Source organism: Enterococcus sp. DIV0660C (assembly GCF_017316125.1).
Classification (GTDB): Bacteria; Bacillota; Bacilli; order Lactobacillales; family Enterococcaceae; genus Enterococcus_B.
In genome coordinates this window covers 1-16,270 of sequence record NZ_JAFLWA010000033.1, presented here as the reverse complement: position 1 = coordinate 16,270, position 16,270 = coordinate 1, and the positions used below count along the sequence as shown (strand labels likewise).

At 30.5% G+C, this 16,270-nt stretch carries 14 protein-coding genes; all 14 read right to left on the bottom strand.

Annotated features, from left to right (window positions below; translation table 11 throughout):
- Positions 1-212 precede the first annotated feature (212 nt).
- Positions 213-1,043, bottom strand: a complete 831-nt coding sequence (locus DOK81_RS08985; RefSeq protein WP_206910182.1) for a hypothetical protein — start codon at positions 1,041-1,043, stop codon at positions 213-215.
- Between the two features lie 21 nt (positions 1,044-1,064).
- Positions 1,065-1,982, bottom strand: coding sequence for an ATP-binding cassette domain-containing protein (locus DOK81_RS08980; protein ID WP_206910179.1), 918 nt, complete (start codon positions 1,980-1,982; stop codon positions 1,065-1,067).
- Positions 1,983-2,002: 20 nt separating this feature from the next.
- The gene (locus tag DOK81_RS08975) at positions 2,003-2,812 is read right to left on the bottom strand and encodes an ABC transporter permease (RefSeq protein ID WP_098040922.1); all 810 of its coding nucleotides are present in this window, start codon (positions 2,810-2,812) and stop codon (positions 2,003-2,005) included.
- Positions 2,809-3,867, bottom strand: coding sequence for a hypothetical protein (locus DOK81_RS08970; protein WP_206910178.1), 1,059 nt, complete (start codon positions 3,865-3,867; stop codon positions 2,809-2,811). Before DOK81_RS08970 ends, DOK81_RS08975 begins: the two co-directional genes overlap by 4 nt.
- A gap of 22 nt (positions 3,868-3,889) precedes the next feature.
- A complete protein-coding gene (locus DOK81_RS08965) occupies positions 3,890-4,681 on the bottom strand; it encodes a hypothetical protein (protein WP_098040920.1) in 792 nt (263 codons plus the stop codon).
- 14 nt (positions 4,682-4,695) lie between these two features.
- Positions 4,696-5,007, bottom strand: a complete 312-nt coding sequence (locus DOK81_RS08960; protein WP_206910177.1) for a hypothetical protein — start codon at positions 5,005-5,007, stop codon at positions 4,696-4,698.
- Positions 5,008-5,025: 18 nt separating this feature from the next.
- Positions 5,026-7,167, bottom strand: a complete 2,142-nt coding sequence (locus DOK81_RS08955) for a glycosyltransferase (RefSeq protein ID WP_206910176.1) — start codon at positions 7,165-7,167, stop codon at positions 5,026-5,028.
- A gap of 9 nt (positions 7,168-7,176) precedes the next feature.
- Positions 7,177-9,351, bottom strand: coding sequence for a glycosyltransferase (locus DOK81_RS08950; protein WP_206910175.1), 2,175 nt, complete (start codon positions 9,349-9,351; stop codon positions 7,177-7,179).
- The gene (locus DOK81_RS08945) at positions 9,324-9,773 is read right to left on the bottom strand and encodes a hypothetical protein (RefSeq protein ID WP_098040916.1); all 450 of its coding nucleotides are present in this window, start codon (positions 9,771-9,773) and stop codon (positions 9,324-9,326) included. Before DOK81_RS08945 ends, DOK81_RS08950 begins: the two co-directional genes overlap by 28 nt.
- Entirely contained in the window at positions 9,774-11,009 is a 1,236-nt protein-coding gene (locus DOK81_RS08940) for a glycosyltransferase (protein ID WP_206910174.1), read from the bottom strand. It abuts the gene before it with no gap.
- A complete protein-coding gene (locus tag DOK81_RS08935; protein ID WP_347401441.1) occupies positions 11,002-12,138 on the bottom strand; it encodes a glycosyltransferase family 4 protein in 1,137 nt (378 codons plus the stop codon). Before DOK81_RS08935 ends, DOK81_RS08940 begins: the two co-directional genes overlap by 8 nt.
- Before the next feature lie 91 nt (positions 12,139-12,229).
- A complete protein-coding gene (locus tag DOK81_RS08930) occupies positions 12,230-13,486 on the bottom strand; it encodes a nucleotide sugar dehydrogenase (protein ID WP_206910172.1) in 1,257 nt (418 codons plus the stop codon).
- 28 nt (positions 13,487-13,514) lie between these two features.
- Positions 13,515-13,997, bottom strand: a complete 483-nt coding sequence (locus DOK81_RS08925) for a DUF4352 domain-containing protein (protein ID WP_206910171.1) — start codon at positions 13,995-13,997, stop codon at positions 13,515-13,517.
- A gap of 118 nt (positions 13,998-14,115) precedes the next feature.
- Positions 14,116-16,270, bottom strand: a 2,155-nt coding sequence (locus tag DOK81_RS08920) for an immunoglobulin-like domain-containing protein (protein ID WP_206910169.1), incomplete at its 5' end; no start/stop codon positions are given.

Sequence of the window (16,270 nt, the reverse complement as noted above, 5' to 3'; positions counted from 1 at the left end):
GGCACACTATTATTTTAAATGTTCGTTATTTTGATAAAATATGAAAAGCTATAGAATTTATTGTTGTTGATTAGTAATACAGGAGCTAACCTTCCGGTGGTGCACATCATAATTTTTTTGGGGGTCTTCTTACAGCTAGCAATTAATCCACCTAATTTTAAAATTAGTTTAATGGGAAAGTCTATTATTGCTGTAAAGTATTACAACTAAGTTTACTGCATACCTATAGCTTTATAAGTCGCAATATGGACATTATCTGATACAGAAGTAAACTCATCTTCGTTCCAAAGAATATCTTGATCTAATCTTTGAATTAGTGAAGTAACTAACTTTGTGTGATTTTTAATCAACGGATTGTGTGGCTCAGGTGTAGGCATTATTAATAATTGACTATTTATGTCTAATACTTCGTTAAGTTTTCGATGGAAATTAACGAGTTCTTTAAAACCATAGTCACGAACCCCTGTAAAAAAGTAAAAACTTGTTTTTTTAGTAGCATACTTCATATCTTTAAATATAATGTCATTGTTAAAAATATTTTTTACTTGTTCTTCAAATAATTTATCATTGTTGAAAAAAAGATCTTTACCGCTATCACCAAAGCCATCAGTAGATATTCTTAAATCTGGTACCATTGCAAATACTTTATCAATAAACTTATTATGTAAAGCCATTAGAATAGATCCAGCACCGCCTTTAGAGCTACCCACCAAATAAACTTTTTGATAATTATTTTCCATTATAAGTTGTTCTATTTTTTGACTTAATTCTTCATAAATAAATTTACCATGATCAAAAATATACCAACCATAGAGCTTTGAGTAATAATCTTTTAAATACAAATAATCTCTTTTATCATTCCTTTGTGATAATTTCATAAAATGATAATAATTATGAAGATTTTTGACAGATTCTTCATCTATCTGTCCATTAACAATGCTTTTCGCGTACATTTCATTTGTTTTAGAGAAAACTCCTTGTAATACAATAACTAATGTATCTGAATTATTCTTTATGTGTTTTCCCTCTATCATAACTTCCAAATTCTAACATCCCTTCTCAGATTAAAGAATACCAATTAGCTTAAATCCAGTAATAATTACAATAAAAAATAAAATTGTTACTGATATAATTGGAAACTTAAAAGAGTCATGTTTAATTTTTGTTCTTAACTTTCTTTCTTGCCCTGCCATCATTTTTTTTTGATATATTTTTTTTTCAGACCGACTCAGTTTATTAAAGTGATGGATAAACTTACTATATTCTAAACAAACGGTCTCACATTCTCCAAATTGTCGTAACTTGCCATAGTGAATCCAGGCAACAACATCAGCAATATCTCTCATTTGACTAGTCGCATGACTGACAAAAATAATAGTTTTTTTCTGACTTTTAAATTTTTCAATTTCGTCTAAGCATTTTCTATAAAAGGTTTGATCGCCTACAGATAGCGCCTCATCAATAATTAAAATATCTGGATCTGTTTGTACAGCAATGCCAAAACCTAATTTTGCTCTCATCCCACTTGAATAATGCTTTAAAGGTTTATCAATAAAATCATATAGTTCTGTAAATTCTATGATTTTATTGATTCTACGGTTGATCTCTTTATTACTGAACCCCATCAATAACATTTTCAGTCTAATATTTTCACGGCCCGTTAAATTTGGTTTAAGACCTGAACTGATCGCCAATAAAGAAGTAGTCCCTTTAAAATTAAATTCTCCGTATGTCGGTTTTAAGTGCTTAGCCAAAATATTCGCCAAAGTTGTCTTTCCTGAACCATTTAATCCAACTAACCCAACACATTGACCGGGCTTAAATGTGAATGTGATTTCATCCAAAGCTTCAAAATATTGATATCTTTTTCTATTTTTTTTATTATCCTTCTTACTATCTTTCTTTACATAATATAATTTAGTAATATTACGTACGTTAATCTTTTCATTAGAATCTGATAGGAAAGTTTTTTCTTTAGCCAATAATTTCTCCTACTTTCTTGCTACATGTATTCTACAAAATCATTCTTATACTTTTCAGTAATATATATTCCTACAAGCAAAATTAAAGCGACGCTAGAAAAGAAATAAGCCATTTTGGGAATATTATGAAAAAACCATCCTCTTGAAAGAAGCGCATCTCTAAATCCTTCTATAATATAAACAAAAGGATTCAAAAGTAATAATTTAGCTAGCCTAGAATCAGTATTACTACTCACATTGATAACTGTGCCAGAAATAAAAAATAATAATCTCATACTTGAACTAATCAAAGGTTGTAAATCTCTAAACATAACGGTTATTGCAGAAGTAACTACAGAAATTGCAAGTAACGAAATTATCATGCAGAAAAAATAATAAATTAACTGTATCCATTCCAAAGTTGGATAAAATCCCTGGATTATGAAATAGAAAAGAAATAATCCCATCATGGTAAAAAAACTATTTAATCCTTTAAGAATAGAAATTGTAGGAAGGATTTCTACTGGAAATTTTGTTTTTGAAATTAAATTTAAGTTTTGATATATAGACCCTGACCCTACAACAATACTAGAACTGATGTAAAACCAAGGTATCATTCCTATCAGCATCCAATCAATATATGGTATTTGAGAATTAATCATCGTTTGCCCTTTTAGTCGAACGCCAAAGACAAAATAATAAATCAAAATTTGAATTGTAGGACTTAGAAATTCCCAAAAAAATCCGAATGAATAACTTTTATTAATTGATTTTTTGTCAAAATGAGTTATTCTCAAAATGCGAGGTATGTTGAGAATTTGTAATTTCAACCATGAAAACAAAAGTTTCATTTATTATTCTCCTTATCCTGAATAATTTCATGAATTTTGTTTTGTAAAAAAGGAGTAAAATAAAGTCCTGTTTGACTATGATCATCATAAAGTTTCAAGTCCAAACTGTAGTCAACTTCCTTCTTTTCAAATAAATTTAACAATGGTTTGAGGTGTTGCTCATAATGAAAGTCCCCTTCACCAACATGAAAATGCAGGTTTGGAAATTGATCTGTCATAATCACTTGATTTAAGATCAAATTGTTCCAAAAAGCTTGCCCAAATTTTCTATCTTTTCCCAATAATTTATAATATCTTTTACGCATAGATTTAGAGTTAGCACGTTGTTGCAAATATTTGGAAATATAAATCTGTGGAGCCCCAATAATGGCATGGCCAAAATAATATTTTATACTAAAATAAAGTGCAGCTGAGCCACCTTTACTTGAACCCGTAGCAATTATATTATCTACAGGTATTTTCAATCTATTTGCAACACTCATTATTAAAGCAAACACGCTACGTTCAAATTCCTTCGATCCTCCAAAACCTACATAATAACAAAATTGTTCTTCAAAAGAATCCAAGATAAATAATTTGTTTGTATCTATTGTTTCCAAAGTTCGAATATGATTATATACTGGCGGTCCACCTTGAAATTCTGTCGAATATAATCCTGAAAAAGAAATTACTAAATAAGGAGAATTATTTTTGGATTCTTGTAAAACAAATTTAACAGGGTGATCATTAAAATAGACTCTTTCTGAGTTAAAATTAGAAGGAATTGTTTTTTTTTCTTCTACACTGATCCACAGAAGATTCGATTGTTGATTTAATATGATCTTTTCTTTATATTTAACAAATAGTCGAATCTGATAAGAACCACTAAATAATGGAACTTCTACAATCTCTTGATACCTCGAAGATGATGTTTGATACCATATCCGTTTTATAACCTTTCCGTCTTGATACAAGTAGTATGCATATTCATATTCCGATGGTTGTAATATATCTACTTCAAAAGCCAGTTTTAACTTTTCTTCTGTAAAAACCAGCTCATCTAACATTATTTTCATAATTACTAGTACTAATTTTGGGCTACTTCAAAATAAAACACTCTTCACTTATTTGATACGTTAACCGATTAGTACGTCTATCCTCCTCCTCAATTAAGTCCTCTAAAAAACTATAAATAAAATTAGTATACTGATTTACTAATCGAGTATGCTTTTCATCACTGCGGTTTAAATAAAGCTTACTGACAATATTTTTATCTTTTAAAAATTTTCTATATTCAAGTAAGTTATTGAATTGAATATCTTGGGAACCTGTGTAAAAATTAATGTTGGTTTGAGAGTAATCATTATATAAATCAGAAGAATAAAATAGATTATTTACTTTTTGTTCAAACTCTAAACTATTATGAAAAAAAAGACTTTTTTCATTTGGACAGAGTTTGTTAATAAAAGTAGCGACATTAATTTGTGGAACTAAGGAGAAGACATCCGTAATAAACGGATTGATTAAGCCGTATAGTAAGGCTCCTGTCCCCCCTTTACTAGAACCAAAACTAATCACTCTTTTATATTTATTTTTTTTAATAAACATTGTCAGTTGTTTATTAAGTTCTTCATAAATAAATTTTCCTTCATCCATGATATACCAGCCATAAACACTAGAAAAATGATCCTTTACAAATAAATAATCAACTTTACTACATGTTTTCGCAAACTTAATCCAAGTATATTGTTCATGCATTTCACTAACTTCAGCTTGACTTATTTTGTTCAAATAAATATTGGGTATCGCTTCATTTAATGGTTTCGCAGCATTTTGGAAAACAATAACCAGTGTCTTTCTTCCATTTTGAAAATGTTTTCCGTGTAACATTTGCTTCTTCTCCTTTAAAAATCAATGACAGTCGTTTTTTGTATAGGTGAGCTCATCATAGTTTTAATTTCGTTTGTGGTATTATTTTTAACAAAAACCTTTACTCTATATTCACCATTATCTACTAACTTAATTTGATTAGTATCAAACGAGCTGTAATCTGAACGATATATAGCATCTGCTCTATCTTGCTGATATACATAAAAAGCAAAAGAATACCCTTTTTTTGATGTTGTTAGCTGACATTTTGTTTGTAGATACTGTTTAACTAAAAATACATCAACACTTTTAATTAAATCTTCTTTCGTTTCTTTCTTTTTACTCAAAATAGAAATCAATCCCTTTTATTTTCTTCTTTGGGTAATACTAGATCTCACCATATTTTCTATCTGCCTTGAAATTTTTTTCTTATCAAACTTATCAAAAGCTTCTTTCTTACGAGACTCCATAGCTTCTTCTGACCAATCAGCATGTTTAACTTTTTCAATTGCCGAACCTAAAGAACTTACAATATATTTCTCAAAATAGATTGTATTTGCTCCGGCCCAATTTCGAATAATAGGAATGGAGCCACTGGCTATTGCTTCTGAGACAGAAACATGTGACCCTTCATAGTCACTAGGAGAAAGGAGAAAACCAATTTTTTGCAACCATTCTGGTATATCGCTACCATGCCCATCAAATTGAACATTTTCCTTCCACGGTGCTGTTTCTATTCTATTCATCACTGATTCATAATAACTACGTTCACTTTTTCTAGCCATTAACCAAGCAACCTCTTCTGGCCTTTTCCCCTTAATAAACAGTTTATAACGATTGTCGGTTTCCCAAAGCGCCTCAAATAAATCTATAGCTATATCCAATCGTTTACGTGCTGGTAAAATCCCACATATTCCTAGATTGAATTTACTATCTTTGTTCTTTGGTAAATTTAGTTGATTAGCGTCAATCAAATTATCCACATAGTTTAATTTATATTTTGGAATTTCAAAAATACGATGAAACTCTTCTAACATATAGGGAGTGATTGCTATAAACTTATCTACTTTTTTAAAGTCTACCATTCTCAAAAATTTTAAATCTTTTTCTTGAAAATGAAGCCGTGCTATTAATGACTGATTATCTTTTTTATGGTTTGAATACCAAACTAAATTGCCTAATCCCCACTCACAAAAAATAACATCTGCCCATTCTACACATGCTTTACTGTGATTTACATCATGTTTTTCATGTGAACTAAATTGATCAATTTTTACTTCAAAACCTGCATTGTTTTCAAAGTGTTTAATAATCATGTTAGCAAATTTTAAATCATGTCCTGCAAAAACAATCTTTATAGGCTCTTTTTTAAATGACCAAATAAATTTACTTAATCGGTTATGTGCTGCCTGAAATGTATATTGAAGACTAGCATTATACATTTTTCGTGCTGATTCGAAATATAAATCTTCATTTTGAAAAATATTTGTTACTTTGGCAATTACGTCTTCCTCTGAATCTACAAATAATGGATAATCTTTTCCAAGTAAATCTTCGTGCATTTTAGTTCTTCTAACTAAAGCCGGTTTCCCTAAGCGTCCGTATTCTAGTAATTTACTAGATAGTTCAACACTATTGTCATTGTCTAAAAACGCGCTACGCCAACTAATTCCTATATCAGAATTTTCTATTATTTCTTGGCATTTTTCCCTAGAAACAGCCCCTACCCAATCAATTGATTCGGTTTCCTGTAATGCTTTCTTTATTCGTAATTGATTTTCTTTTTCTCTCAACGCATCTTGGAATTTATCACCAACAATTGTTGTCTTAATTCTATCGTCTAATAATGACAACTTTTTTGTTACTTTTATAATTTCCTCCGTATACCAATCTTCATGAAATTTACCACTATATACTAAACGATAATGCTTATTTCTAAAGTCTGGTTGTCCTACTGGATCCGGAATCATTGGGGTTAAAATGCGAATTTTTTCTCCTCCGACATTGATTAACTTTTGAAATGCACTTTTAGTTTCTTTGGTCTGTAAAAACATAAAATTAAAGTGATCATACACTTTTTTTAATTTTTCTCGTTCTTGCTTTGTGGAGCGTTCATCATGCTTAAAATCAGTTAAATAAGGAACTGTAATTTCTTTGAATTCTTTGTATTTCATAACTTCTGAGACTAATTCAAATCCTCTTATAATAACAAGATCATAACTTTTTTGTCTCTCTAACTTTCGCATGAAACTAACTGCTTCAATTACAGTTAGTCGTTCTGAACTATCACTATTCATTGCCTCTGATGCTGGGATGCAATGAATATTAGGGATATTTTTTACTGATTGTACTAAGTGTTTATTTTTTTCTTTAGCTTTTAACACTAAATCAATATTTACATTAGGATTTAGTGCTAGCATTTGTGCCATCGAAATTAGCCATACTGCTGAACCATCCATAAAATTTAGATCAATATCACCATATAACAAAATGTTCAAATTTCTCATGTTTCACCTCTATATTTCCACTTGCTTTCTACTGGTTGCTGTAACATTATTACAATCTTTTATAAAGTTATAACAATCGGAACTAAACATAATGCCACCATAACGTTTATATTCACTTAAACTTTCGTTATCTAAAAAACTTGAAAGCAATTGCTTAGCATCCTTACTGAAAGCATATCTGCTTTTAACTATTGAACTCTCTGGACGTAACTCATCCACATAGATATATTCTTGTCCGTCATTGACTTTAACTAAATCTTCATTTTCATCCATACAATAATAGGTGTTTTTTCCAATAAAGTCAGCTTCTGTATAAATACTTGCTAACATTAAATCCTTTAGATAATTATATCCATAATAATTATCTAAATTAATAAACGCTAACCAATCTGTGGTAAATGCAGAACTAATTTCATCATAATTGTCCATATATGAAAGTAAATAAACGCTTATATCTTCTTCTTGATATATATTAAAGATATGATTTATATCTTTAATTTTGTTTTCTTCGTTAATTATCAAGACTAATTTTTTATTACTATAACTTTGAGATTTAAACAAAGCTATAGCTTTGTTTACGTCCTCTTCTGAATTTACAACGACCATTACTGTAACAGACTCTGGAGTAACAGCCACATCTATATCCATATTTTTTAAGATATACGATAATCTATGTTTATAGGTATGCTTTTCGTATACCTCTCTAATACCTAGTAATGATTTTCTATGATATGCTCTATCATTTTCAGAAATAAATTTTAGTTGTTTTCTTAGTCCATCTGCGTCTTCAGAGATCATTACAATATTATTAAATGTCTTCAAAATTCCCTCAGAATAACTACTCAAAATAGGGGTGCCCGATGCTAAGCCCTCAAAAACTCTTCTTGAAAACATAGTTGGCGACTGTATAACACTATTGACATTTAACATAAAACGATATCCCTTATACGCTTTGTTAATGTCTTTATATGATAAACTCCCAATAATGTCTTCTGAGAATCTTTTTGGAAATCTGAATTCCTCTTCAGGACGTTCAAAATTACGATCGTAAATAACTAATCCATACTCTTGACAGATATCTAACATTTCATCCATAATTTTCCGTCGTTCTTCATGACGATTCGCATAATATGAACCAGCAAAACAAATTAAATCTTTTCGTGGTTCCTCCAGCTGGATTGGATTGTGTAACTTAGGATTAGCAGCAAATGGCAATGCAAAGACATTATTATGATTAACATGCTTTTTATACTCGCTCACCATATTTCTATCAGTGGTGTATATATAATCAAAATGTTTAGCAGTGTCGATAAATTTGTTAAAATGAATAGGGTCTTCCTTATTCCAAAAAATAGTGGGGATACCATTTTGATTACACCACTTCAATAACTGAAATAGATTTTCCCGACTTACATTAGAATATTCTCCTACTTGATATTGCCATGTTCCATCGTTTCCATGCCATGCAGATTCAACAAATAAAAGGTGTGGCATATTATTTGTTAAAACAGTTTCCCAATTTTCTGGGGTAAATGTTATTAGTTCCACTTCATTTCTATAATTAGCCATTGTAAATGGATCAAAAATACACGCAATCTTTAACTCTTGAAATTTTGTTATTTGATTTGGATGTTTTTTTGCATTTTTAATTTCTTTTTTTCTATTAAACATTCTATCTAGCGTTACTTCTTTTATTCTCAAAATACCCTTACCACTAATTTTCATAGCTAATCGTAAATATTTAGTATCTTTATTCAATAAAATCTGTTCCTTTTGATTAAAATCTATAAGTGTTGTTTTTATTTTTTCAGTTACACTATATTCAATAATAGCTATTTTGGCTTTTAAACCTTCTGAAAATTCCGCTTGGATCTTAACACTCAAATTTTCATCGGGTAAAACTTCAATTTTATGATCTGGAAGACGATTAAATGCAACATTGCCTTCTAGAAAAGAAGCATAATTTGATCTATTATATGCATTCGCAAAGCAAAGTTCATCTTCTAAAATATATGCATGCAAGCCCTCATTTTTTACATACCACCAATTTTCGGCTTTACAGAATTCTTTTTGTGTAATTATTTGCGGGTAAATATCTGCAATTATTTCCTTTTGAAATGTATGCAGAGACTTATAGAAAAAATCGATTTGTTTTTTTAATGTATTTTCTTTAATAGATTCCAATACTTTCCAGTCCATTTCATTGTTTTTGTATTCATCATTTTCGTATATCTTTCCGTAATAATTTCCAGCTCTGTTTCTCTATCCAATAACTGTTTGGTTAGTTTGTCATTTTCACGTTCGATAGTGTCAACATCATTATAAAATGACTTAAGCCAAGTCTTCTGATTCTCAATCAGTCCATAAGAACGCTGTTTATAATCAATTAATTCTGATTGTAATTGTTTAACTTTTTCATTGAGTTGAATAGTTAATTCCTTATTTTCATATTTTGTTTCTATTTCCAATAACAAATTATTTTTGTCATTGTTTAGTATTTTTACTTGTTCTTTTAAATAAGAAAGTTCTTTTTTTAATTCCTTATTTTCTGATCGCAAAGATATTTCTCTATCAATATATTGTTGAATATCTTCTTGGTCTTCCATCTACATCTCCTCCTTATATAATGCTTCATAAATTTTTAATAAATTTACTTTTTCTAATTCCCAATTGTATTTCATTCTAGCTTTAAGAGAATTTTCTTTTAACTGTGCCCATAATTGCGTATCCTCTACTAAAAGATTTACTCCATTAGCGATAGAAATATAATCTGATGAATCCACAACTATTCCCGTACCTTCACCATCAATTATTTTTTTTATCTCTGGAAAATCACAACCAACAACTGGAACTCCAGCCATCATATATTCAAACAGCTTATTAGAAGCAGCTGAAAAATGATTGTAGCAAGTATTATTCAATAACTGGAAACCTATATATGCATTTCTGGTATACAGATGTAATAATTCCATTGGGACTTTATCAATAAATTTGATTCTATTCTCTAATTTATTTTTATGTGTCTCTTGTATTAAGTACTCTTTAAGTTTTCCATCACCTATGAAAACAACCGTGCCCTTGTTAATAAAAGGGACAGCCTGTATTAATTGTTCCAACCCACGACCTTGTTGCAATCCCCCTTGATAGATCAAGAGTAATTCACTTTCGGGTAAATCTAATAGTTTGTGCATATTTATTTTCTTTTCATCTTGTCTTAAATACGGATAATTATAAAGTACTTGGGGTCGAAAACCATACAAATTTTCTATGTATTCCGCACGAGTATGATTTTCATGAATAACACAATTCGGAATGTGGATTAAAGATTTTTCCAGAAACGCGTATATCCATGAGTCATACCCTGAACGACTAGTATTAACTTCATGTGAATCAAAGATAAGTTTCTTCCCTTTGAGTTTTGCACAGATAGTTGCTTGAATTAACGTATTTAAATCATTTGCATGATAGATATCTGTTTTTAATTTCAAACCCAAAAATAGCATTTTTGATAATAAGATTATTCTTCGTGTTATTATATTTATTTTTGAAATTTTAAGTAGGACATATACTGCGAGAAATAAAATAGCTATTCTATAATTCCACATTAACAAATATATAGATGCACAAATAAATAGACATTTGAACATAAAACTAGTTTCAAAGTTACGATGAGATACTCTATATATTTTAAACATTTCCTTACGCTCTTCTGTACTATCAGTTTTTCCTAATGCAATTAAATTAACTTGATATCCAGCTTGTTCTAATGCTGTACACTCTCTCAATACACGAGAATCATTATAAAAATCATTCCACACGAACATTGTCACTTTTTTAGTCATCAAGATTTTTCAATACCTTTCCTAATAAATTTTGATTACTATCCCAATCAAAATGTTTCTGAGCGTATATCCTAGAGTTTTCTCCATAATATCTTCTAACATCTGAATGATAAATCAATCCTTCTATTGATTTTACCCAGTCATCAATTCCATCATCTAAATTCAAAACAATGCCCGCATCTGCTTCTTCAATTATTTTTCTTGAATATCCATATGTCAAAGCAATTATAGGTAATCCCGCTCCCATATAGTCAATAAGCTTTCCGGGTATAACTGTATGAAAAGCTGACTGATTTTCTAACCCTATATATGCAATATCCGATTCTTTCATTCTTTCTAGTACCTTTGCTCTGGGTTCTGGTTGTAAGATTTCTATATTTGTTAAGTTTCTTTTTTCTACAGTATCAATAATATCTTGGCTATAAATGCCATAACCCATTAAGACAAATTTAACTATATTATTATTTTTAAATGCGTTAGCTAGTTCTAAAAAAACACTTAGATCTTGAGCAATCCCTAAATTACCTGCATAAATAATTTGAATGGTTTCTTTATTTTCATATTTTTTATCATAGTTAAATTCTTTAGTAGTTAAAGAGTTTGGTATAAATACAATTTCTTTATCTGGACCAATAATTTCTCGTATATATGGAATAAAAGCTTCGCTATTTACAATAATACTATTAGAAGATTGATAAATTTTTTTTTCAAGCGGATAAGAAATATACTGAAGTATCAAAGATGAAATACTTTTTATGGCCTTTAATGTTTCCGGCCATAAATCTCTAACATCTAAAATTAATTTAGCTTTAAATTTATACTTTGCATAAATTCCTAATAGCGGAATAGATAAGGGAGGGCTGCTTACAAAAATAAAATCATACTTTTCTTTACTCAAATCGTTATGGATACCTCTAAACAATTTAATAAATACTTCTAAATATAGAAATAATCTCAACATTAAAAAATGTTTATAGGATTTTTTTTTTGTACGAACACGTATTACTTTAATATTCTCATTTACTGTACTCTGCCAATCTTTTTTATTTCTATACAATTCAGAATTTGGATACTGAGGTTCTGTAGTTAGGACCGTGACATCATAATCAGAACTGAAATATTTACTAATAAATGAAAGTCGATTAGCAGCGCTTCCTATCTCTGGGGAAAAATTTTGAGTAATTAAAAGTACTCTTTTTATTACAAGCAGCTCCTTTCTACTAAATTTGAGAAATATTTCCTAAGGTATAATAATTTTCATAATCAATACATTGATTTGCAATATTTTTAGCATCAATAACAATTGCATTTTTTGTTGTATTGAAATTTTCTGGAACCAAATTTTTAAATTCATCATGATCTACCAGTATCAGAACTAAACTAGCATCTTTTAATGCAGCCTCAAGATTATTTTCAACAATATCACTTTGCACATGTGGATCATACGCAACTACATCGTAATTTTTAGGGGAATTTTTCAACGTGTTATAAACTTCAAGTGCAGGGCTTTCTCGAATATCGTCGATATTGCCTTTGTAAGTAAGTCCCATAACAACTACCTTATTTCCTGTAGCTTTTTCTAAAACATGGTTACTTTTTTCAACAATAAAATTCGGCATACTCGTATTAATTTCTCTAGAAATTTGAATTAATGGTGACACGTCAGGCACTTGTGCAGCAATAAAATAAGGATCTACAGCTAAACAATGTCCTCCTACTCCGGGTCCAGGGGTATGAAGATTAACACGTGGATGTTTGTTAGCTAATTCTATTACTTCAAGCGCGTTAATTTCTAATGAGTCACAAATTTTTACTAATTCATTAGCCAATGCAATATTGACGTCTCTATATGTGTTTTCCATTAATTTGGATAATTCTGCGACTGATGCAGATGTTCCCAAAAGTTCTCCTTTAACAAATTTTCCATATATATATTTACCTTTTTCAGTACAGTTTGGTGTAATGCCTCCAATAATTCTATTATTAAAAACAAGTTCCTCAAGTACTTTTCCTGGTAAAACTCTCTCTGGACAATGAACTAAAAAGACATCTTCTCCAGGGGTAAATCCAGCACCTTCAATCATTGGTTGAATTTTGTCTGACATACTTCTAGGTGCTATAGTAGATTCAATAATTACAGTACTTCCTTTTTTTAAAACAGGTAAAATCATTTTTACTGCAGATTGAACATATGACAAATCACATGATTTCAATTCATCATTCTTATTAGGTGTAGGAACTGAAATAATATATACATCTGCTGGTTGAACTTCATTGCTAACACTAAAGTTACCTTTTTCTATTGCTTGTTCTAGCGCAGCTTGTAGACCTGGTTCTTCAATGTGCACTTTTCCTTCTGCCAGCTGCTTTAATACTTCACTATTTGTATCATAGCCAATAACTTGTTGGTCATGATTTGCAAACATAACGGCTGTAGGTAATCCAATATACCCAAGCCCTAATACTGATATTTTCACAATTTAAACCTTCCTTTTCTAATAAGAATTATTCATTAGGTGAAGGAATTTCAATTTCCCACTCCGCTAATACTTTATCTGCTGGTTTATAGACTAATTTAGCTTTTGTTAGTTTTTCTGGAATTACAAAAGTTAGGTTTTTCTTTAATTCCTTGCCTGAATCTACTGGTTCACCGAAATTATTTGAATTTGCATCTACCGCGTATTCTTTCCCATCACCCTCTAAATAAAAATCAATTGAGCCAATATCTTTTCCTTCTAAACCGTTATTTTCAATATCCATTGTTAAAATAACTTTTTTATTCTTATCTTCCGTTTTTGCCACCTTTACTTCAGAAACATTTAAAAGTAAATTATCTGCATCTTTAAGTGCAAATGATTGTGTAGTTTCTGAAGAATTACTTGAAGAATTGCTCTTAGTCTCTTCTTTTGAACACCCTGTAAGTAAAACTAAACTTAAGCTTAATCCTAAGACAAGTACACTAGCGGCTTTCCAATATCTTTTTTTCAATTAAATATCCTCCTTTTTAATTTTGCCCTTGTTAAAAAAACAAGGACAAAACTAAAATTATGCTTAAAAACTATCATTTATTTACAATAAATAACCAAACTTTTTGTTTTTCGTTTGATTAAACTAATTTAACGTCTACTCTAGCTAATTCGTTTCTTTGGTCATCGTAGGCAACCAATACAACAGTATCATTTTTAGACTCAATTGCTGGTCTAGCATAATAGTCATAAGTTCCGTCACTGTTGACTGCTCTTTGTGATACTTCCAAACCATTAACAAACATTTTTACTACGGCAACATCTCCAGTTGTTTTACCATGGATGTATGCATCTTTACCACCAACTTCATACTCATTAGCAGTAATTGTTCCTTGTTTTGGTTTTTCTTTTTCTTTAAGATTTACATTTGCACGATCCAATTCTTTTCCATCTGGGCCGTATGCAACAACTGTAACTTTATCGTTTATTGAAGTAATATTGCTACCCACATAGTATTGGTATGGGCTACTTGTTGCAGGAATTGTTGTTAGTTCTTTCCCATTAACAATGACGCTAATTCTACTTACATCGCCAGTATACGTACCTTTGACATAGCCATCCTGTTTGATAGTGAAATCATTCGCAGTAATTGTTCCTACATAACTTGGTGCTTCTTTATCTTTAAGATTTACATTTGCACGATCCAATTCTTTTCCATCTGGGCCGTATGCAACAACTGTAACTTTATCGTTTACTGAAGTAATTTTGCTACCCACGTAGTATTGATAAGGACTACCTGTTGCTGGAATTGTTGTTAGTTCTTTCCCATTAACAATGACGCTAATTCTACTTACATCGCCAGTATACGTACCTTTGACATAACCATCTTGTTTAACTGTGAAATCATTCGCAGTAATTGTTCCTACATAATTTGGTGCTTCTTTATCTTTAAGATTTACATTTGCGCGGTCCAATTCTTTTCCATCTGGGCCGTATGCAACAACTGTAACTTTATCGTTTACTGAAGTAATTTTGCTACCCACATAGTATTGATAAGGACTACCTGTTGCACTAATTTTCGCTTGTTCTTTTCCATTAATAATGACACTGATTGAACTTACATCGCCGGTATACGTACCTTTGACATAACCATCTTGTTTAACTGTGAAATCATTCGCAGTAATTGTTCCTACATAACTTGGTGCTTCTTTATCTTTAAGATTTACATTTGCGCGATCCAATTCTTTTCCATTTGGACCGTATGCAACAACTGTAACGCTATCGTTTACTGAAGTAATTTTGTTACCTACATAGTATTGATAAGGGCTACCTGTTGCACTAATTTTCGCTTGTTCTTCACCATTAATAAAGACCTTGATTGTACTTACGTCGCCAGTATACGTACCTTTGATATAACCGTCTTGTTTAATTGTGAAATCATTCGCAGTAATTGTTCCTTCATAACTGTTAGTGCTGTCATCGACAACAGTTACATAAATTGTTTTAGTTACTGTTTTACCATCAGCTGTTACTTCATACGTTACAGAATAGAATCCTTCTTTACTTGTATCTACATTATTTGCTATTACTTTAATGTTTGAAGTAATATCATTGTTGTCTTTGTCTGTTGCTGTTACACCTTCTAAAGGATCAAATGGATCATTTACATGAAGTTCTTTGTCTGATGCATTGATTACTACTTCATTTTCTTCTCCAGAAGTAAAGATGTCATTCATATCATCAAGTAATAAATTAAGAATTCTAATTTCATTTCTTAGAAAATGAGTTGTAATAAATGTTCCAATCCAAGTTTCAGCGTTTCTTTGTTTTGTAATAGCTGCTTTAACATCCTCAATTGATTGTTTTGCCGCTGCCAAATCATATTCTGTATCGCCATTATTCACATTTGCTCTAGCAATATTCAAATATCTTACAAAGCTCTCATAGTCAGAATCGATAATACCTCTCTGTGGTAAAAATAATGCTTGATTAGCTTTTTGTTGAGAATTTCTAAAATTATCTCTATCTGCATCTGTCAAAGTAGGTACTACAGAAATCAATCCCGTTCTATGATCACCTTGGTTGAGCATATATTTATGATTTGTTCCTAAATCTTGTTGGTACCCAGCAGGATTGATCCATGTCTGTGCTGAATAATCTCTCCACAAATCACGAAGCTCCCCAGCTCGTACCTCAATGCTATCGATTAATTTTAGTACTGCAGCTGCATCCTCTTGTTTTAATGATGCGCCTTCATTCGCCGCATCACTCACTCGTGAAGATTCCACTTCTGTA

Coding starts and splice junctions, on each gene's coding strand:
- DOK81_RS08955 (WP_206910176.1), bottom strand. CDS start 7,167: ATGAGAAATTTGAACATTTTGTTATATGGTGATATTGATCTAAATTTT.
- DOK81_RS08975 (WP_098040922.1), bottom strand. CDS start 2,812: ATGAAACTTTTGTTTTCATGGTTGAAATTACAAATTCTCAACATACCT.
- DOK81_RS08945 (WP_098040916.1), bottom strand. CDS start 9,773: ATGGAAGACCAAGAAGATATTCAACAATATATTGATAGAGAAATATCT.
- DOK81_RS08970 (WP_206910178.1), bottom strand. CDS start 3,867: ATGAAAATAATGTTAGATGAGCTGGTTTTTACAGAAGAAAAGTTAAAA.
- DOK81_RS08940 (WP_206910174.1), bottom strand. CDS start 11,009: ATGACTAAAAAAGTGACAATGTTCGTGTGGAATGATTTTTATAATGAT.
- DOK81_RS08965 (WP_098040920.1), bottom strand. CDS start 4,681: ATGTTACACGGAAAACATTTTCAAAATGGAAGAAAGACACTGGTTATT.